Origin of the sequence: Pseudomonas halotolerans, assembly GCF_039581215.1 — a bacterium.
Taxonomy (GTDB): domain Bacteria; phylum Pseudomonadota; class Gammaproteobacteria; order Pseudomonadales; family Pseudomonadaceae; genus Aquipseudomonas; species Aquipseudomonas tehranensis.
Genome location: NZ_JBCNTJ010000007.1, coordinates 170,383 through 189,130, shown reverse-complemented (window position 1 = coordinate 189,130; position 18,748 = coordinate 170,383). Strand labels below are relative to the sequence as shown.

Below are 18,748 nucleotides of genomic sequence, written 5' to 3'. Positions count from 1 at the left end.
GTCTGAACCCCTGACAAAGCTGCACGACCTCTGGTTGACCGAGACGGTACGCCTGCGTGAAGAACACGCCGGCCCGCTCGAAGATCAGGAAGCCAATCGCCTGGCCCGCGCGGCCGGTGGCGATTTATCCAGCCGTATCCGCCACCGCGCCCGCTGGCTGGCCGAGCGCGACGGCCTCAGCCAGGCCTTGCATCACTGGCTGCAAGGGGCGCGCTTGGCGCTGATCATAATGGCTGTACTCGCCATCATCAGTGGCGCTGGCCTGGGGTTTGCCGCACTCGGCGACGGACAAACGCCGGTCAATGTGTTCTGGGCCCTGGGCAGCCTGTTGGCGTTGAACCTGATCTTGCTTATCGGCTGGGCCCTGGGCCTGATCTTTGCGGGTGAGCAAGGTGCAGCGCTGGGGCGTCTGTGGTTGTGGCTCAGCGAAAAACTCGCCCGCGATGCCAAAGCTGCGCAACTGGCGCCAGCCCTGCTGCTGTTATTGCAACGGCACAAGCTCAATCGCTGGGCCCTCGGTGCGCTGGTCAATGGTTTGTGGCTGCTGGCGATGCTCAGCGCGCTGGTCATCGTACTGATGCTGATGGCCACCCGGCGCTACGGTTTTGTATGGGAAACCACCATTCTCGGCGGCGAGACCTTCGTCGTCATGACCCAGGCCCTCGGCGCCCTGCCCGCCCTGCTCGGTTTGAGCGGACCCACCGAAGAGATGATTCGCGCCAGTGGCGACGCTGCGCTGAATATCGAAAGCGCCCGCCAGGCCTGGGCCGCCTGGCTGGTGGGCGTGACGCTGGTCTACGGCGTGTTGCCGCGCCTGTGTCTGGCGCTGTTGTGCCTGTGGCGCTGGCGTCGCGGCCGCGCCACGCTGCGCCTGGACTTGACCCTGCCAGGTTATGCCCAACTGCGCGAGCGGCTGATGCCTAGCAGTGAGCGCCTGGGCATCAACGATGCTGCGCCCGCGCAATTGCACCCCATTGAAAGTAACGTCGGCGCGCTGGAAAGCGACGGTGCGCTGCTGGTGGCGATCGAACTGGACGACCGGCCTTGGCCACCAAAACTGCCAGGCACCGTGAAAAACGCCGGCGTGCTCGACAACCGCGAATCCCGCCACAAACTGCTTGAGCAACTGTCGCGCTTTCCTCCCGCGCGACTGGCGATTGCTTGCGACCCACGGCGTTCCCCGGATCGTGGCAGCCTGGCGCTGATCGCCGAGCTGGCCCGCAACGCCAGTGCCACCCGCATCTGGCTGTTGCAGGCACCGCCCGGCGAAGCGCTGGACGCCGAACGCCTGGGCGATTGGCACAACGCCCTGCAACAGCTGCAATTGCCCTTCGCTGACTGCGCGCCTTTGAACTGGCTGGAGACCGGCCATGACTGAACCCAGCAAACCGCTGAAACTGGCCGTGGTGGGCCACACCAATGTGGGCAAAACCTCTTTGCTGCGCACCCTGACCCGGGACGTCGGCTTCGGTGAAGTTTCCCACCGCCCGAGCACGACCCGACACGTCGAGGGCGCGCGCCTGTCGGTGGACGGCGAAGCGCTGTTGGAACTGTACGACACGCCGGGCCTGGAAGACGCCATCGCCCTGCTCGATTATCTCGAGCGCCTGGAGCGTCCTGGTGAACGCCTGGACGGGCCGGCACGCCTGGCGCGATTCCTGGACGGCAGCGAAGCACGGCAACGCTTCGAACAGGAAGCCAAAGTGCTGCGGCAATTGCTCGCCAGCGATGCCGGACTCTATGTGATCGATGCGCGAGAGCCGGTGCTGGCCAAGTACCGGGATGAGCTTCAGGTGCTCGCCAGTTGCGGCAAACCGCTGCTGCCGGTGTTGAATTTCGTCAGCAGCGCCAGCCACCGCGAGCCCGACTGGCGCGAAGCCCTGGCCCGGTTGGGGCTGCACGCCCTGGTGCGTTTCGACAGCGTCGCCCCACCCGAGGATGGCGAACGACGCCTGTATGAAAGCCTCGCGCTGTTGCTGGAAAGCGCCCGTGGGCAACTGGAACGACTGGTCGCCGATCAACAAGCCCAACGCCTGGCCCGTCAACGGAGCGCGCAGCGCTTGATCGCCGAACTGCTGATCGATTGCGCCGCTTGCCGACGCAGCGTAGCCAGCGATGCCGAGCTGGAACGACAGGCCATCAGCGAGTTGCGCAACGCGGTGCGTCAGCGGGAGCAGCGCTGCGTCGAAGCCTTGCTCAAGCTCTACGCCTTCCGCCCCCAAGACGCCGCCGCCAGCGATTTGCCCCTACTCGACGGCCGCTGGGGCGACGACCTGTTCAATCCCGACACCCTCAAACAGTTGGGCGTGCGTGTGGGTGGCGGGATCGCGGCGGGCGCAGCGGCCGGTGCCGGCGTGGACTTGCTGGTGGGTGGTCTGACCCTCGGCGCCGCCGCCCTGGCCGGCGCCATTGCCGGTGGCGCCCTGCAAACCGCCCGTAGCTATGGCAATCGGTTGATGGGCAAGCTCAAGGGCCAACGGGAGCTGACCGTGGACGACAGCGTGCTTCGCCTGTTGGCCCTGCGGCAACGGCAACTGTTGCACGCCCTCAACCAGCGCGGCCATGCGGCAATGGACAGCATCCACATCGCCCCGCCTCAGGACAAGGCCTGGCGCGAGGGCAAGCTGCCCGAGGCGCTGAATAAGGCCAGGGCGTATCCACAATGGTCGTCGCTTAATCCGCAGGCGCGGTTGAGCCAGGCGGAGCGGCAGGAGCAGATTGAGCGGTTGGCCGAGGAACTCTAGGCACCCCCTACCTGAACCGAGGATAGGGTGGACACAGTTTGTGGTGAGGGGATTTATCCCCGTTGGGGTGCGAAGCGCCCCCAAAATGGTTGAACGCTATTAATCTGAGGAACCGGGGTGTCAGGTTTTGGGGCTGCTACGCAGCCCAGCGGGGATAAATCCCCTCGCCACAAAAGGCAGCGCCGCCAATCGTCAGTCGTTGATCAACCCCTTGAGCGCCAAAGCCGCTTCTGGCAACTCCAACTCACTGAACACCCGCACCCCATGGCGTTTGAGCAAGGCCGCTGTCACGCCTTCGCCACTGACTTTCACGCCACTGAACGTCCCATCATAGGTCAGCAGATTGCCGCACGATGGGCTGTTGGCTTTGAGCACGGCGATCCGGATGCCGTGCTCGCGCACCAAGGCCAGCGCCTGATGCGCACCTGACAAAAACTGCGCACTGACCTCTTCGCCGTCGGCAGTGATCACGGGGGCGAGGCCATCGAGCACTTGCCCACCCTGCCCACCGGGAATTTCCGCCGCCGCCCGAGGCGTGGGCAAGCCGCCGGCCACTTCCGGGCACAGCGGCACGACCCGGCCCTCATCGAGCCAGCGTTGAAGCTGATCGAACGGGCCGCTGGCACCGCCGTCGTAGCGCACGCGGTGCCCAAGCAGGCAACGACTGACCAGAATCTTTTCCATGATCAGAACAACTCAGTACTGCGGCGCCGGAACCAGCCGGTCAAGGACAGGCGATCGCGCGTGGCCGGCAGGACTTCATGGGGGATGTCCCCCGAGAGGAACACCACCAGACAACCGCCGGTAGGCACCACGTCGTGCTCCACGCCCTCGTCCAGGTACATGCGTAACTGGCCGCCATGCTCCGGCAACCAGGCGTCGTTGAGGTAAAGCACCGCCGACACCATGCGTCGGTCGTCATCGCGGAAGCGGTCGACGTGTTTGAGGTAGAAGGCGCCGGGAGGGTACAGCGCGAAGTGACTTTCAAAATCCTCCAGCCCCAGGAACAATCCGCGATTGATCGCCTCGCGCAGGCTGTCCATCAAGCCCAGGTAACGGTCGCACGCTTGCGCCTGGCCGGGCTCGATCCATTGGATATGATCACCCCGAATCCCTTCACGAATCTCCGAAAACGGCCCGCGCCCGACCGCGGCCGGGGCGAGTTCGCCTTGGGCGGCGCGCTGGCGACATTCGGCTGCCAGCGCGCGGGTCAGCGCATCGGGCAGGAAGATATTCTGCTGCGACCAGCCGCGCTCGGCCAGGTCGTCGATGATACGCAACAGCAGTGGGTGATCAGAAGGTATTTGCATGGCGCGCATAGTATTCCTGTGCCTGCAAAACCGACAGCGCCGCGCAGCGGGTTTGTCACGCTTGACGCCGCAGGTGCAGTAACTTGATACGAATTCTCGACAAGTCCCTACACCCCACGGAGAATAGTCGGCTGCTGACAGGAGTCCCTATGCGCCGTTTGCTTTTCTCATTGTTGATGTTCTGTGCGTTGCCCGCCTGGGCAGACAGCTACGACCAGTTGTACAAGGTTGCCGGCTGGCCGGAACAACGGGCGCATTTCAACGACGCCTTGAACGCCGCGCAGCAGCGTTACCAGAACAGCCTGCCACCGGCGGTATTCCAGGCGCTGGTGAACAACAGTAATCAGCGCTTTGCCCCCCAGGCCATGGACCAGCGGGCCGAGGCGCAGTTGCGCAAGAACCTCACCGACCCAAACCCGGCCCTGACCTTTTTCCAGTCACCCCTGGGCCGCAAAGTCGTGGCAGCCGAGTTGCTGGCGACCCGTCGCGATCAATTGGCGAAGAACGCCAAGGGCCTGCCCAAGATGCAAGTCAGCGATAACCGCCTGTTGATCATCGGCCATCTGGCCCAGTCCCTGCCCGCTCGCGAGGCTGGCGCCGAAGTCAGCCTGGCGATCGCCGGCGTGGCGGCGGACAGCCTGAGCGCAATGATCCCTGGCCTTCTGGGAGCCGGCCAGGCCCAGGGCATGCTGAACGGTCAGCGCCAGCGTCTGATGGAACAGATCGGCGCAGACCTGAACAACACATTGCTGTACGTCTACCGCGACCTGACAGACACCGAGCTGGAAGAGTTCGCCACCTTCGCCGAGTCGGCGGAGGGCCAGGCCTATTATCAAGCGGCCTTGGCAGCGATTCGCGCGGGGTTGGCGGTGGGGCAGACTCTCGGGCAATAGATAGATCTTCAGCGCCAGCCATACCGCTTTCGCGAGCAAGCTCGCTCCCACAGGGTTTGGAGTGAACTTAAGTTCTGCGACCGTCGAAGATCCCCTGTGGGAGCGGGCTTGCTCGCGAAAGCAATTGATCAGTCACCGCCGAACCCGGCTCATCCGCTTCGTCAGAAACCCAAACATCTCCTGACGCATCGCCAGCGATTCATTGGCCAAGTGATGCCGGCCTTCGGGCAACATCAACACCTGAGGCCGATCAAACTTGCTGCGCAACACCTGCAGGTTATGCGCCCAATCCACCGTCATGTCCGCCTGGCCCTGCACGATCAAGGGCTGGCGCGGGCTGCTCGGGGCGGCTTCAATACGCTTGATCCATTGCCCCAATGCGCCCACCCAGGCGGTGGGCAGGCGTAGCGGTTGCAACGGGTCGGCTTGCAGGAACGGCAGGAAGTCCGGGTCGGTGGAGTTCTCGCTGAAACGTCGGGCGATGCCGGTTACAAAGGGCTTGAGCAAGTAATAACTCAAGCGCGACCAGCCCCAGGCCCGCGGCCGCACCAGCGGCGATAGCAGGATGACCTGACCTTGGGCCGGACTGTGTGCGCCCTGGTTGAGCACGTGATCAACCACAATGGCTCCGCCGGTGCTTTGCCCACACAGATGCCAGGGTTTCGGCAGGTCCAATGTCCCGGCCTCGGTCAGCAAGCCTTGCAACGTGGCCTGGTACTCGGCGAAATCACCGATGCTGGCGCGTTCGCCACTGGACAGGCCGTGTCCCGGCAGGTCGCAGGCGATCACGGCGAATTTCTGCTCCAGCGCCCACTCGATCAAGTGCCGGTACAACCCCATGTGGTCGTAATAGCCGTGGAACAGAAACAGCGTCGCTACAGCTTTCTCCGGCCACCAGACCTGACCGACCAGCTCATACCCGTCTATCTCGAAACGCCCCAGGCCCTTGCGCAACGTGTGGTGGGGGAAATCCACGCCGTAAAACCGTTGATAAGCCAGCGCCTGCGCGGACAGCGGCTGCCACTGAGCCAAAGGTTGCAGGCTGGCACGCAGGTGATCGGGGTCGAAACTGACGGGCATTAGGATTTCCAGGCAAAAGCGCAAAGCGCGAAACAGACTTTGTAGGCCTGCGATATTCATCTGTCGCGCCAGGCATGGCAAGCTACGCGGCCTCAGAGGATCGACTCCATGCGCCCGTCCCACCGCACGACCTTGCTTGCCAGCCTGCTTGCCCTCGGGTGCGCCGCCGTGTTGTGGATCGCCTACGACTGGTTCCAGGGCCGTTTTCTGCGAGCATTCAGCGAACACACGGCGGTATTTTCCGGCGACCCTTTGCGCCTGCCCCCCGGCCTGGCCGGCCCCGGCCCGATCCGCCTGGTGCATTTCTGGGATCCGGCCTGCCCGTGCAACGTCGGCAATCAACAGCACCTTTCCGAGCTGGTGGAGAAATACGGACCGCAAGGTGTCGAGTTTTATGCGGTCCAAAAAACCGGCAGCCAGGGCCAATTGCCGACCACGCTGAGCAGCCTCAAACCCCTTTCGGTACTCCCCGGCTCAAACCAGATTCCCGCCAGCCCGGCGGTGGCGATCTGGGATCGCAGCGGCAAACTGGCGTACTTCGGCCCCTACAGCGAAGGCCTGACCTGCAACTCGAGCAACAGCTTCATCGAGCCGATTCTCGAGGCATTGAGCGTTGGCCGGGCGGTGGATGCGACCCATACACTGGCGGTCGGTTGTTATTGCCCGTGGTCGATTTCGAACTGATAAATCCGCTCGTTCAGCCGGGTGCCGTCATCGCGGGATTTATCAGGTTTACTGGCACCCGATTAGAGCACTTACTCACTTTTAGAGCTGCTGCTCAATTGCTGACCCGGTGCTGAACCGTTTGTCGGATCCAATTTTTCCTCAGGGGTGCCAACGCCCTTCCTTAACGGCCCGTTCCCCATAGAACGCGGGCGGTGCAGGGGTTATCGCGGTTTCGTGACTCTTGGCTGAATCGATTAACAACGGCCGTCACGCATGAACTTTTTTTTAATCTCTTCTCTAAACCTCGACACCAGCAAAATGTGACTTCCAGAGCAGCCGCGCGGCGACGCTCTATCAAGGGAGCTTTACACGACTTTTTCATCTTTCAACTTGTCGACTCTCCTAAACCAAACAAAAAATGGAATCGTCAGTGATGCAAAAGCTGCTATGCGCTGCACTTTCCACCACTCACAAAGAAGACGCCCTCAACCTCGAGGCGTTTATCCAAAGTGTGGCGCCGCTCATGATTGACGTGCTGTTGCGTGGTGAGACCGGCACCGGCAAAGATACGCTAGCAGAGAAGATCCATCGGATGTCCGGTTGCTCCGGCAAGTTCGTGGCCATCAACTGCGCCGCCATTCCCGAAACCCTGGCCGAGAGCCAGCTCTTCGGCGCCAATACCGGTGCGTTTACCGGGGTCAGCCAAAATCGCGCGGGGTTCGTCGAAGCCGCGCATAACGGCACGCTGTATCTGGACGAAATAGACAGCATGCCCTTGTCGCTGCAGGCCAAACTGCTGCGTGTCCTGGAATCCAGAACGGTCCAGCGGCTGGGCTCGACCCAGAATATCCCGGTGAATATGCGCGTGATCGCCTCCGCCCAGTGCCCGCTAGGGGAAATGGTCGAGCGTGGTGAGTTTCGCAGGGACCTTTATTTCCGACTGAACATCATCAGCCTCAAGCTGCCCCCGCTGCGCAGCAGGAAGGAGCGCATCGTGCCGCTGTTCCAGTCGTTGGTGCGTCGGGAGGCCCTGGCGCTGGATCGGCCCTATGTCACACCGCCGCCAGAGCTGTTGCGTCATCTGCTCGGCTACGCCTGGCCCGGGAACATCCGCGAGCTGCAATCCGCTGCCAAGCGATACGTGCTGGGCTTGCCGGCGCTGCCTCGCGCCGAACAACTGGAGCACACCAGTTCAACGCTCAAGTTGAAAGAGCATCTGCAGCATTTCGAGAAAATCCTCATCGAGGATTGCATGCACCGTCACCATCACTGCATCGACAAGGTCATCGCTGAACTGGGTATCGCCCGGCGCACGCTGTATTACCGGATGAAGTGCCTGCAAATATCGACGGGGCATGCGGATCGGTGTGGAACCGTTTAGGCCCCCACCACCACTCAACGGTCGAGACGCTCACGATCGTCTCGCCATTCCACAATCCGGAGATACGACTATGAGTTTTGGTGGAGCTTCTCTTGCGGCCTCCACGGCCGCCATGGCGCAGATGGACGCTACCTCGGCTGCGATGACAACCATGAAATCCCAATTCGACCAGAAAAAACTGGTCGCCGACACCATGAATGCAATCGCGGCAGGATCCATGGACACCGCAACCAAAGCCATCACCGCCATGGGGGAGGCGTCGAAAAACATACGATTCTGACCCTCTCGCTACAAGCCCCGCTCCGGCGGGGTAACCTCAAGCGCGATGAGAGGAGGCCCTATGCACATCGACTTGCTGAACAGCCTTCGTACGCCCAGGGACCTGTCGCATGACGATCCGAAGCCGCGCCAGGCACCCATCTCCCAAGGTTTGGCAAGCATGGTCGTCGAGCACCTGACCCATCATTCGACCAGCGACCGCTTGAAGGCGTCGCTCGCCCAATGGGGCAGTGAACACGGCAAGACGGGCGGACAGTCACAACACGGTTGGCCGAGCCCCCAGAACAGCGCGGGCGCAGCAGCCGGAAGCCCCTTGCATCTGGTACTGCAAGACATTATCGAAGAGATCAACGGCGGTACCGGCTCCAATCTTAACGTCGAGGTTGACGACGCCTATACCCATGAAGATTTGTTTCACGACCTAGCGCAAATATTCGCCCAGCGCCGGCAGCCCATTGGCGATAACGATGTCGGCAGCCAGAGCGATTTCGGTAGCACCAACAACCCCTTTTGCGGCGTGCTGTTCGCCGCCTGGGAGATGGAGGGCGACCTCGCCACGCTGCGCGATCGTTACAACGCGAGCCTGTTACTGCTGCTCAAGCTCATCGCCGTTTTGGGCCGTCGTAAATTGCTGACGCTGCTGGACATCAACAAAGATGACGGCCAGGCGCGCTATGAACCGGACGACCAGGACCTGCTGTTCGAGATTGCACAATTCATGGATCAACACCCCGCGCGCTATCCCCCACCTTCGCCCCTCAACGCAGAAGTGTGGACATGGACGCAACGTATTGCCCACGGCTCATGGCTGGATGCTCGCGAAACACGGCTGTTCCAACTCGCCCTGGAACAGCTGGACTTCGCCCTGGCCCGCCTGGCCGGCCAGCACGTCACGATACGTCGGCGCGGCACACGCAGCCGGGAAGAAACCGAGTTCCACCTGAGCGTCACCGGTAGCGCTCGCAACGTCTTGAGGCTGATGTGCGCCTGAAGACATCCACCCTTTGAAATGAGCCTTTTTTGAAACTGGAGAGCCCCCATGGACATACAAGCCATTGATGCCAGCAACCTCGCCTCAACGTCTGCCAAAACCGCCGCCAAGCCGCAGGCGAGCGCCGAGGCCAGTGATGTCAGCTGGTTCAACGCACAGATGCGCGACAAGCCACCCGCCCCTGACAGCGAAAACAATGTCGCGGCGAAAATCATCGATTCGTTGTCGAGCCGCTCCGGCGAACTGCAGCGCCTGGATGATCGTGCCAACCGGGACATGCTCAAGGCCATCCGCACCGCCGACCCGCAAGACATGTTGCAGTCGAACCGGTCCTTGTCATCCTTCCACCTGGAAAGCCTGATGACCGCGAAAATGGTCAGCAAGGGCTCCCAGGCAATCGAGAAGCTCACCAATCTCCAGTAAAGGGAAGGCCGGTCATGTTCATGCGCGCGTTCCCAACACTGTTGCTGTGCCTGCTGCTTACCGGCTGCGATGAACGGGCGGCGCTGCATAGCAGCCTTTCCGAACAGGACGCCAATGAAGTGATCGCTGAACTGGCGGACAAAAACATCCAGGCGAGCAAGCAGGCCGACAAGAATGGGCTGGCGGTGCTGGTCGAGCCCGCCGACATGAACAGCGCTGTTCACGTGCTCGAAGCCGCCGGCCTGCCTCGTCGCTCCCGCTCCAGCCTGGGTGAGATCTTCCGCAAAGAGGGGATCATCTCCACGCCGATGGAAGAACGAGCCCGCTACATTTATGCGCTGTCCCAGGAGCTCGAATCGACGCTTTCACAAATCGATGGCGTGGTGCTTGCCCGCGTCCATGTGGTGTTACCGGAACGGGTCGCCCCTGGTGAGCCGGTCCAGCCCGCATCGGCCTCGGTATTCATCAAGCACACCGGTGGCCTGGATCCCGACAGCATTACCCCGCGAGTGCGCAATCTGGTCGCCAGCGGGCTCCCCGGCATGGCCGATGCGGCCCAGAACACGAGTAAGTTATCGGTGGTATTCGTGCCTACTGCGCGTTATCAGGAGCGACGCAAAATGGCGTATTTCGGCCCCTTCCTCATGCAGGCCAGCGACGTTGGCTATTGGCGGACGGTGACAGCGGTGACGGGCATCACACTGTTGGCGATTCTGCTGGGCGCTGCGTTCGGCCTCTACCGGCTATGGCACCAAGGTGTTTGGGTGCTGCCCCGATTTCTCGATCAAAAGCTCGCCAAGCCGACCGTGCCCGCCACCTCACCGCAGAGCAGCACGGCGTCTCCCCTCTTTGCGGTGAAAAACCCCGCAGCCAAGCCCGATAGCAAGGGGACCGCCGCATGAGCGGATCGCTTGAGTGGGTTCGCTGGTGGAGCCATGCGTGGCGCGAAGCAAACAGTGACTGGTACCCACCGGCGCTTTGCCAACTGAGCGCGGCACACCTCGACGCCCTTGCCAGGGGCCACCATGCCACGCTGGCGCGCCACTTCGGTATAACCCCCTGCCTGCCACCAGCGCCCAGCCCGGCGGTGCAGTCGCTGCTCTGCGGCGACGCCCGGACCTTGCCCCTTGCCTGCGAACTGGTGGCGAACACCTGCTCGCCGTTAACGGCAACGGCTGCGCTTTCGGTACAGGATCGAGCCTGGTGCGAGCGCACCGCCAAAGCACTGCGCCCAGGACACTGGCTCCAACCCGGTCAGGATCCGCTCGCCTTACTGCGCGCCTGGCTGAGCGAACCGATCTGGCAACGTGCGCGCCTGGCTTTTGCGCGCAGCAGAATTATTGCCCTCCAATCCCTGCCGGCCCCGCAACCGCCGGCCTCCAAGCTCAACACCCTGTGGCTGTCGGCGTGCTGGAAAGCCGAGCAAAGCCTGACACCCCCTTCCCCTGCCCAAACGGAGATGCACGATGCTCGCTCGGCGTTCGCTTGAACTGCGCCCCGATGGCCAGGGCCTGCTGCAGCCCTATATCGCCCGCGAAACCCTGGTCGACTGCGCGCGTGCGCAAATGGTCATTGAACAGGCCCAGGCCCAGGCCGCTCAGTTGCTTGAGCGCGCTGCCATAGAGGCCGACGCGGTGGTGCTTGAGGCTCAAGCCCAATTCTGGAAGAAAGCCGAAGCCTTGCTCGCCGCGTGGGAGGCCCAGCGTCAAGCCATGTGGGAACGGATCGAGGCGAGTGCCGCGCAGCTGGTCAATGAGGCCTTGGGGACACTTTTGGACAATGTTCCGGATCAGGCACGCATCGACGCGCTTGTGCGTCAGCTTGTGTATTGTCAGAACGACACGGTCAGCGCCAGCCTTCGCTGTCATCCCGAGGACCTGGCGAGCCTGACGCAGAGTTTGGGCACGGATGGCGGGCGCCCTTGGACACCCGGGGCAGACGTCAACATGGCGCGACATCAACTGAAGTTGGAAACCCCAGGCGGCACTTTCCTGCTCGACTGGGCCACCGCCGTCCAGGCGCTACGCCTGCCCGAACCGCAGTCGTAACCGGGCAGTTTTTTCCCTCTTTTTTGCGGAACCGCTGCGGGCATATCCACCACTCACACCGTGAATATGCCCAGCCTTGAGGAACCGCCCATGTCTTCTATCGATGCCGTCCAGCGCCGACTCGACACCTATTTCCAGCGCGCGACCGATAACGTCAACAACGCGGCCATGAACGCTGCGGACAGTCAGTCACTCGACGATATGCACACCTTCGTAACCAGCATGAACGGCATGTCAGTCGCAGTGAACGCAGTGAATCAACAAACCACTGCCCACCACAACCTCGCCAAGGCGATCATTGATGCAATGCCATGAGCTGCGATCACAGCTCATGCGCTGGAGCACCCGTGCCGACGCCCCGGAGCACTTCACCATTGTCGTCGACGATGGCGAAGCGACCTTCAGCAAGCCCGAAGGCGATCTGCTGGTATCGGTCGAGCTGATCATCCCATTGGCCAATGAGGTGTTGCTGGAAGACATTCTTCGGCTGGCGCACCCAAGCCTCTCACGGTTTCCCGGTGCACTGGCCCGCTCGCCGCAAGACGGCCGGTTATGGCTGCTGGCGCAACCGACACTGGCCTGGCACATCGACGACCTGATGGAGATGCTCGAAGCGCTGCTCAACCAGCGCGATACCTGGCAATCGATCCTCAATAAAGACCAACGTGCCGTTGCGACGCCCATGGCGCGACGCCCCTCGCACGCTCACCTCCTCGGAACAGGAATCCGACATGCCTAACAGGTGGCTTACGCCGTACCGTTTGATGACCGAAGGCCAGGCACGCTTTCACCAGTTGATCGCACGCCGCGGGGCGAAACCTGCACTCATCGCGCTAGTGTTAACCGGCACGCTTGGCTTGGGTGTACCGACACAGGCGGCTGTTCCGACCGACTGGAAGAACACCCCTTATGCCTACGATGCCCAAGCCACGCCCCTGGCCAAGGTACTCGACGACTTTGCCAATACCTTCGCGGTGCAGCTGGTGATAGACGGCAGCGTGACAGGGACCGTCGAAGGCCGGATGCGCGCTGAAAACCCCCAGGCATTCCTCGACAGGCTAGGCCTGGAAAATCGGTTCCAGTGGTTCGTGTACGGCAACACCCTGTACGTCAGCCCCTTGCAAAACCAGGACTCCACGCGCCTGGAAGTGTCCGCCGATGCCGGGCCGGACATGAAACAGGCCTTGACCGATATCGGCCTGCTGGACCCGCGTTTCGGCTGGGGTGAATTGCCCGACGAAGGCGTGGTACTGGTCTCCGGCCCGGAGCGCTACGTGCGTCTGGTGGCGCAGTTTGCCGAGGTACGCAAGACCCCCGAAGAGAAGCAGGAAGTCATCAGCTTCCCGCTGCGCTACGCCACCGCCGCCGACCGGAACGTCAAATACCGGGGCGAGACGCTGGTCATTCCCGGGGTCGCCAGCATTCTCAAAGGCCTGCTGGAAACCCGCAGCGACGCGTCGGCAGGCATGCAGACGATGTCGCCGCAAGCGTCGCTCCAGAACATGCAGGGCCATCAGTCCCTGGCGATGGGCAATATCGAACAGTTGGCATTCAGCGGCATGGGCCGCCCGAACACCAGCCGAGTGCCGTCCGGCGGTAGCGGCGGTGGCGGCAACCGGGGCAAGATCCGCGTCGAAGCCGACGTGCGCAACAATGCGGTGCTCATCTACGACGCCCCCAAGCGGCGAGAAATCTATACGCCGCTGATTCGCGACGTGGACGTGCCGCGCAAGTTGGTGGAAATCGATGCGATCATTCTGGACATCGACCGCACCCAACTGGCCGAACTGGCCTCCAATTGGAACGTCGAAAGCGGCGATCTGATTGGCGGAGCCTCGATGATTCGCCCGGGTGCCAGCTCGACGGTGTTCATTCAGGACTACGGCGATTTTTCCGCGCAACTGCGGGCGCTGGAGGGGCGCGGCCTGGCCACGGTGGTGGCAAACCCGTCGGTATTGACCCTGGAAAACCAGCCGGCGGTCATTGACTTCAGCCGTACCGAATACATTTCCGCCATCGGCGAACGCGTGGCCAACATCGAGCCCATCACCGCGGGCACCAGCTTGCAGGTCGTGCCCCATGCCATCGAAACCGGGGGCCGTAACCAGATCCAAATGTCCCTGGAGATTGAAGACGGACGCATCGAAACTTCCACGGTCGGCCAGCAGACACCCAGCGTGCGGCGGGGAGTCGTCAGCACCCAGGCTGTAATGGGTGAAAGCCGGTCATTGGTTGTGGGGGGTTTTCATACCGAAGAGACTGGCGATAACCTCGAACGGGTGCCGTGGCTGGGTCGCATCCCGCTGGTCGGGCCGCTGCTGTTTTCTTCGACCACGCGCAAGACCAGCCGCCGGGAACGGGTATTCATCCTGACGCCGCGCCTGATCGGTGACCAGGTCGATCCGGCCCGCTATATCTCTACCCTTGACCGCGAACAGGTTGACAGCGCCATGGCGCGCCTGGAAGAGCGGCGCAACGGCACCCGTCCGATCGGACGCCTGGAGATCAGCGACGTACTTGCCCAACTCGCCGACGGCAATATTCCGGCCGCGTTCAAGCAGGCCGCATCGATTCCCTACTCGCCGGACACACTTTGCGCGTTGCAACCCGGATTGTCCCTGGACGCTGCACGGGCTCAATGGTTCGCCGGCCCCGATTATGGAATCGCCGTGGGCGTGGTACGCAACGACGGCCGTCACCGGCTGCGCTTCGACGAGGCGAGCTGCGGCAGCCGCTGGTCCATGGCCGCCTCCGCCTGGCCGAAGGTGTGGCTTGAGCCCGGCGAGGAAACCGAAGTGTTTGTGGTCATGAAACAACCCACTCGCACGCCCGGCGGCGAGCGCCCCTCCCTTCTGCAAACCAGCACGAGGACCACGCCATGAGTCGCACACCACTGCTGCTTGTTTTATTGCTGAGCCTGCCGGTGTTCGCCGGCTGCGCGAACCGCTCGGGCTGCCAGGGCGACGCCTGTGAGCGCGCCGAGCCCGACAACGGTCGGCTGGTGATCTGGTGGTCACCCGGTTTGCGCGGTGGCCTTGGCTCCCCTGAACACCCGCTTGACCATACGGTCGTTCCATTGGAGAACTGAAACGCTATGTCTTTTTCGGTACACAGCGTAAGCACTCGCCAGGCCTTCCAGAAGAACATCATTGCCGGCATCGCGACGTATTGGGAAATAGCTCCAGGCATTGAGTTTTGTCTGCGACGCGAGCCTCACAGCGTGGGGCTCGCCTTACAGATACAAAGCCAGGCGCTGCGCACAAACCAGATCCAGCATGCGCTGGAGCGGCGTTTTGCCAACCCGACGGACTACGCCCAACTGTTCGTGTTTCTTGATCCGCAGCGAGCGCTCGTGGTTTGGCACGCGCTGCCTGACTCGTCGATATCCCCTGAACTGCTCGATCAGATTCAGTCCCGGCAGTTATCGCTGCTGGGCCTGGAAGACCTTGACGACTACTCGCCCACTTATTGAGGGAGATTTTCCATGACCGTCGCACCGCTTGCCCAACGCTTGATCTCGGCCCTCGCGGAACATCTGCATGCGGACTTGCAACTGGAAGGTGGCGTATGCGCGCTGTATGACACGAGCAACCGCGAAGCGGTGGTCATCGAGCTGCCCGATCACGGCAATGTCGCCATCCTGCATTGCTCAATCGATGTGCCGGTCCATGCACCCGGCCTGCACAAGCGCTTGCTGGAACTCAACTTTCGCCTGGACTTGCTCGGCGGCAGCTGGCTGGCCCTGGACGAAAAAGGCAGCGTTCGCTTGTGCGCCCACTGCCCATTGTCAATGCTCGACGAGGCGCAGTTCTGCCACTGGATCGTGGGTTTCATCGCCCAGGTCACCGAGGTTCGTACACGCCTGATGGTGCCCGCAACACCCAGTGGCCCGCGTCCGGCTTCACTCAATACGAGCCGCACCCGACTATGACGCAAATACCACAGCACCTGCCCCCGCTGGGCCTGTAGGCGCTGTGTAGCAGCTGTGTAGGAGCTGTGTAGGAGCTGTCGAGTGCAACGAGGCTGCGATCTTTCCCCAGACACTTGAATCTCAAGCGAAAGATCAAAAGATCGCAGGCTTCGCCAGCTCCTACAGGGTGAAAGTCAGCATTGAAGATGCTTATCGAAGCTTCATCGCCTCGCCACCCTCCTGCATGACTTTCCTCGCGCTGTCCATGAAGCCCTTGGTGACCTCCGTCACCGTATCGCTCATCAACTTGGCCATGTCGGCAGAGGTTTTAATGGCCATCATGGTGCTCTGGCGCTCTTCCATGTCCATTTGTATCTTGAACTGCCTTTCCATCAACTGTTGTTGACTGGTTTTCATCTCACTCATGAAAGAGTCCGGAGTGCGAGATGCCGAAGTGGGGCTGGGGGTTTGCGCGTCATCCAACGGTTGAGTGTCATTGCGCGCCGCCGCGTGGTTGGCGTCCCGCGTTCGTGAACGGCCACGCTCACGCTGATGCACCGCAGGTGGCGCCGAGGACGAACGGCCCCGATCATGCAGGCTCTGGGTGCCTTGGCGCTGCTGCGCCTCGCGGGGTCGTTGGCTCAGCGAGGGGGAGCGCGATGGCGATAAGCTGTCGATGCCGTGCAGGGCACCTGCGCGCCCTAAGGGGTTCGTCAGGGAACTGGAACGGGGCATGGGAAACCTCCACGAGTCAATGTCTGTGTGGTGGGCACTGTCGGCAAGCCGGCATAGCCGGACGAGTCTGGCTCATCCCTGAGTGGCGCCAGCGTGTGCATCAGTTCCATCCGACGGGCTCAGCGCTGGTTCAATTCCGGAATCTCGATCACCTCACCCTTGGCCTCGTCATCCAGTTCGCGCAACACCCGATAAATGTGCGCAACCGCCTGAAGCGTTTCGCGGGGAATATAGCCACCAACGTCTTCGCGGTAGATAGTGCGCGCCAGCCAGATGCATTGAATAATCGGAACCCGCGCAGCCTTGGCCCGCTCGATCAGCGCCCGGGCCTCGGCGTCGACGCCTTTGACGATGAGTTGCGGCAGCGCGGTTTCCTCGGGCCGATACCGCAGCGCGACGGCAAAGTGGGTGGGGTTGACCACCAGCATGTCGGCGTCTTCCACCGGCTGGGTCTCTTTGCTGGCGGGCTGGTCGATCAACTGCCGGGCCAGGCTGCGGCGATGCATTTTGACGTGTGGGTCGCCCTCCATTTCCTTGAACTCCTTGCGCACCTCTTCCTCGCTCATGCGCAGGCGCTTGGCGAAGAAGTACTTCTGCAGACCGAAGTCGAGCACCGCCAGCACCAGCAATACGCCCAGGCAAATGTGCATGATGTGCCGAAACAAGCTGGCCAACCCGCGCCAATAAGTGTGCAGATCGCTATTGACCAGACTGATCAACGACCCGAGTGCGGGCATGGTCACCAGATAAAGCACGGTCCCGATAAACACCGCCTTCACCAACCCCATGAACAGGCTGATCAGCGCCTGGCCGGAGAGCATTTGCTGGGCCTGGTTCACGGGGTTCAGGCGGTTCGGGTCAGGCTGAAGAGCCTCGGGGGCAAACAGGAAACCGAACTGTAGCCAACCGGCCACCAGGCGCGTGGCGATTGCCAATCCCACGGTCATCAATGTGAAACTGAGCAGCACGCCGCCGGCGTGCGACAGGGTTTCCTCGAAGGCACGAACGAACCCGACATCCAGCCGGTGCAGCGGGAACGCCACCATTTCTTCCAGCGTCTGCATGCTGTTTTCGGCCTGCGTCAACGCCACCTCGGTGATGGCAGTGAGTACCAGCAGGCTACTCAAGTCCTGGCTTTGGCCGACCTGGCCTTTGTTGCGCGCGTCGCGAACCTTTTTCGGCGTCGCGCTTTTGGTCTTTTCGCCGCTGTCTCCGCTCATGAGCGAAGCCCTCCTTCAGGGCGCCTGCAACAGTAGATGGAGCAGGTGCTGGATTTGCGAATATTCACCGAGACGGCCGGTCATCGCGTCCCACAACGTGGGCAGGTACACCAGCAGGAACGCCAGGCCGATCAAGCTCTTGGCCGGCATGGCGAGGACAAATACCTGCAATTGCGGGCTGTACAAGCTAAGCAGCGCCAGGCTGAACTCCACCAGCAACAGCAAGCCAATGAACGGCGCCGAGTACAGCATGATGTGCATGAACATTTCAGCGATCAGCCCAAGGAACACGCCGAAGCCATCCGCTCCAGGCAGTGGAAACCAAACGGTGGGCGACCACACCATGTAGCTGTCCCAGATCACCTGCGTCAGCGTGCCAAGGCCCAGGGTGGCAACCAACAGCAGGATGGTCATCTCTTTGAACAGGTGACCCAGGGGCGTGGTATCGGCGCCCAGGGCCGGGTTCAACTGGCCGCCGATGAGCGCGCCGCGCTGGTTATCCAGCAAGGCGCCTACCGATTCGTACAACCAGAACGGCATGGCCAACAGCACCCCGAGCAAGAAGCCCAGCACCAGCTCCTTGAACATCAACCCGCCCAGCGACAACCAGTTGACCTTGGCGTCGATCAGCGCCTGGCGAATCCCGGGCGCCGGCAACATGCTCAGGGCAAACACAATGGCATGGCGCGGCAGGCCTCGCAGATGCTGGAAGCAGAACACCGGAACCAGGTAAGCGATCGGGTAAATACGCGCCATAGCGAGCGCGATCGACAGCAGCAAGTCGAAATAGGGAAGAAAAGCCGAGGCGGTCATCAGGTGTTGGCCATCATTTCGAACGCCCTGCGCAGCAACCCTAGCAACTGCACACCGATCCAACGGCCCGTGACCATCAAGGTCAGCCCGACCGCCACCAGCTTGATGCCGAAGGGCAAGGTCTGATCCTGGATCTGCATCAATGCCTGCACCAGCGAGGTCAGCACGCCGACGATCACCGCCACGATCAACGGCGGCGCGGAGAGCAGGACCACGAGCAACATGCCTTCCTTAAATAACGTCAGCGCGTCCATT

At 62.1% G+C, this 18,748-nt stretch carries 24 protein-coding genes; 17 read left to right on the top strand and 7 right to left on the bottom strand.

Annotated features, from left to right (window positions below):
- Positions 1-10: 10 nt before the first annotated feature.
- Together AAIS01_RS12315 and AAIS01_RS12310 are read left to right on the top strand one after the other, a co-directional pair.
- Positions 11-1,378 (top strand): DUF2868 domain-containing protein, encoded by a 1,368-nt coding sequence (locus tag AAIS01_RS12315; protein WP_343469250.1) that lies wholly within the window; start codon positions 11-13, stop codon positions 1,376-1,378.
- Positions 1,371-2,744 (top strand): DUF3482 domain-containing protein, encoded by a 1,374-nt coding sequence (locus AAIS01_RS12310; RefSeq protein WP_343469189.1) that lies wholly within the window; start codon positions 1,371-1,373, stop codon positions 2,742-2,744. The genes AAIS01_RS12315 and AAIS01_RS12310 overlap by 8 nt, the downstream gene beginning before the upstream one ends.
- Positions 2,745-2,936: 192 nt before the next feature.
- Here AAIS01_RS12310 and AAIS01_RS12305 read toward each other — a convergent pair whose 3' ends face one another.
- Positions 2,937-3,428 (bottom strand): 2-thiouracil desulfurase family protein, encoded by a 492-nt coding sequence (locus tag AAIS01_RS12305; protein ID WP_343469188.1) that lies wholly within the window; start codon positions 3,426-3,428, stop codon positions 2,937-2,939.
- Between the two features lie 2 nt (positions 3,429-3,430).
- On the bottom strand, positions 3,431-4,063 hold the full coding sequence (locus AAIS01_RS12300) for a 2OG-Fe(II) oxygenase (RefSeq protein WP_343469187.1): 633 nt from the start codon (positions 4,061-4,063) through the stop codon (positions 3,431-3,433).
- A gap of 140 nt (positions 4,064-4,203) precedes the next feature.
- Between AAIS01_RS12300 and AAIS01_RS12295 the strand changes: the two genes are divergently transcribed.
- Positions 4,204-4,947, top strand: a complete 744-nt coding sequence (locus tag AAIS01_RS12295) for a DUF2059 domain-containing protein (protein ID WP_343469186.1) — start codon at positions 4,204-4,206, stop codon at positions 4,945-4,947.
- 132 nt (positions 4,948-5,079) lie between these two features.
- Here the strand turns inward: AAIS01_RS12295 and bipL are convergent, their stop codons facing one another.
- Entirely contained in the window at positions 5,080-6,027 is a 948-nt protein-coding gene (gene bipL / locus AAIS01_RS12290; protein WP_343469185.1) for a phospholipase BipL, read from the bottom strand.
- Positions 6,028-6,135: 108 nt separating this feature from the next.
- Between bipL and AAIS01_RS12285 the strand changes: the two genes are divergently transcribed.
- From AAIS01_RS12285 to AAIS01_RS12220, 14 genes are all read left to right on the top strand, one after another.
- The gene (locus AAIS01_RS12285) at positions 6,136-6,711 is read left to right on the top strand and encodes a DUF6436 domain-containing protein (RefSeq protein ID WP_343469184.1); all 576 of its coding nucleotides are present in this window, start codon (positions 6,136-6,138) and stop codon (positions 6,709-6,711) included.
- Positions 6,712-7,126: 415 nt separating this feature from the next.
- On the top strand, positions 7,127-8,074 hold the full coding sequence (locus AAIS01_RS12280; protein ID WP_343469183.1) for a sigma 54-interacting transcriptional regulator: 948 nt from the start codon (positions 7,127-7,129) through the stop codon (positions 8,072-8,074).
- Positions 8,049-8,354 carry a type III secretion system major pilin HrpA gene (locus AAIS01_RS12275; RefSeq protein ID WP_489685658.1) on the top strand — a complete coding sequence of 102 codons (306 nt, stop codon included), beginning with the start codon at positions 8,049-8,051 and terminating at the stop codon, positions 8,352-8,354. The genes AAIS01_RS12280 and AAIS01_RS12275 overlap by 26 nt, the downstream gene beginning before the upstream one ends.
- 60 nt (positions 8,355-8,414) lie before the next feature.
- Positions 8,415-9,344 carry a type III secretion protein gene (locus tag AAIS01_RS12270; RefSeq protein WP_343469181.1) on the top strand — a complete coding sequence of 310 codons (930 nt, stop codon included), beginning with the start codon at positions 8,415-8,417 and terminating at the stop codon, positions 9,342-9,344.
- A 48-nt stretch (positions 9,345-9,392) separates the two neighbouring features.
- Positions 9,393-9,767 carry a type III secretion system inner rod subunit SctI gene (gene sctI, locus AAIS01_RS12265; protein WP_343469180.1) on the top strand — a complete coding sequence of 125 codons (375 nt, stop codon included), beginning with the start codon at positions 9,393-9,395 and terminating at the stop codon, positions 9,765-9,767.
- A 14-nt stretch (positions 9,768-9,781) separates the two neighbouring features.
- A complete protein-coding gene (gene sctJ / locus AAIS01_RS12260) occupies positions 9,782-10,669 on the top strand; it encodes a type III secretion system inner membrane ring lipoprotein SctJ (RefSeq protein ID WP_343469179.1) in 888 nt (295 codons plus the stop codon).
- Positions 10,666-11,256, top strand: a complete 591-nt coding sequence (locus AAIS01_RS12255; RefSeq protein WP_343469178.1) for a type III secretion protein — start codon at positions 10,666-10,668, stop codon at positions 11,254-11,256. The genes sctJ and AAIS01_RS12255 overlap by 4 nt, the downstream gene beginning before the upstream one ends.
- A complete protein-coding gene (gene sctL / locus AAIS01_RS12250) occupies positions 11,234-11,815 on the top strand; it encodes a type III secretion system stator protein SctL (RefSeq protein ID WP_343469177.1) in 582 nt (193 codons plus the stop codon). Before AAIS01_RS12255 ends, sctL begins: the two co-directional genes overlap by 23 nt.
- Before the next feature lie 90 nt (positions 11,816-11,905).
- A complete protein-coding gene (locus AAIS01_RS12245) occupies positions 11,906-12,130 on the top strand; it encodes a serine kinase (protein ID WP_343469176.1) in 225 nt (74 codons plus the stop codon).
- Complete coding sequence (locus AAIS01_RS12240) at positions 12,117-12,554, top strand: type III secretion system chaperone (RefSeq protein WP_343469175.1); 438 nt, start codon at positions 12,117-12,119, stop codon at positions 12,552-12,554. The genes AAIS01_RS12245 and AAIS01_RS12240 overlap by 14 nt, the downstream gene beginning before the upstream one ends.
- Positions 12,547-14,697, top strand: coding sequence for a type III secretion system outer membrane ring subunit SctC (gene sctC / locus AAIS01_RS12235; protein ID WP_343469174.1), 2,151 nt, complete (start codon positions 12,547-12,549; stop codon positions 14,695-14,697). The genes AAIS01_RS12240 and sctC overlap by 8 nt, the downstream gene beginning before the upstream one ends.
- Positions 14,694-14,903, top strand: a complete 210-nt coding sequence (gene hrpT, locus AAIS01_RS12230) for an HrpT family type III secretion system protein (protein WP_343469173.1) — start codon at positions 14,694-14,696, stop codon at positions 14,901-14,903. Before sctC ends, hrpT begins: the two co-directional genes overlap by 4 nt.
- 6 nt (positions 14,904-14,909) lie before the next feature.
- On the top strand, positions 14,910-15,287 hold the full coding sequence (locus AAIS01_RS12225) for a hypothetical protein (RefSeq protein ID WP_343469172.1): 378 nt from the start codon (positions 14,910-14,912) through the stop codon (positions 15,285-15,287).
- 12 nt (positions 15,288-15,299) lie between these two features.
- Positions 15,300-15,746, top strand: coding sequence for a type III secretion system chaperone (locus AAIS01_RS12220; RefSeq protein ID WP_343469171.1), 447 nt, complete (start codon positions 15,300-15,302; stop codon positions 15,744-15,746).
- A 189-nt stretch (positions 15,747-15,935) separates the two neighbouring features.
- Here AAIS01_RS12220 and AAIS01_RS12215 read toward each other — a convergent pair whose 3' ends face one another.
- The 4 genes from AAIS01_RS12215 to sctS form a co-directional block, all read right to left on the bottom strand.
- On the bottom strand, positions 15,936-16,460 hold the full coding sequence (locus AAIS01_RS12215) for a type III effector (RefSeq protein ID WP_343469170.1): 525 nt from the start codon (positions 16,458-16,460) through the stop codon (positions 15,936-15,938).
- Between the two features lie 119 nt (positions 16,461-16,579).
- Positions 16,580-17,680 (bottom strand): type III secretion system export apparatus subunit SctU, encoded by a 1,101-nt coding sequence (gene sctU / locus AAIS01_RS12210; protein WP_343469169.1) that lies wholly within the window; start codon positions 17,678-17,680, stop codon positions 16,580-16,582.
- A 15-nt stretch (positions 17,681-17,695) separates the two neighbouring features.
- Positions 17,696-18,493: a type III secretion system export apparatus subunit SctT gene (sctT, locus tag AAIS01_RS12205; protein WP_343469168.1), complete on the bottom strand. Its 798-nt coding sequence runs from the start codon at positions 18,491-18,493 to the stop codon at positions 17,696-17,698.
- Positions 18,493-18,747: a type III secretion system export apparatus subunit SctS gene (sctS, locus tag AAIS01_RS12200; protein ID WP_343469167.1), complete on the bottom strand. Its 255-nt coding sequence runs from the start codon at positions 18,745-18,747 to the stop codon at positions 18,493-18,495. Before sctS ends, sctT begins: the two co-directional genes overlap by 1 nt.
- Position 18,748: the final 1 nt, after the last annotated feature.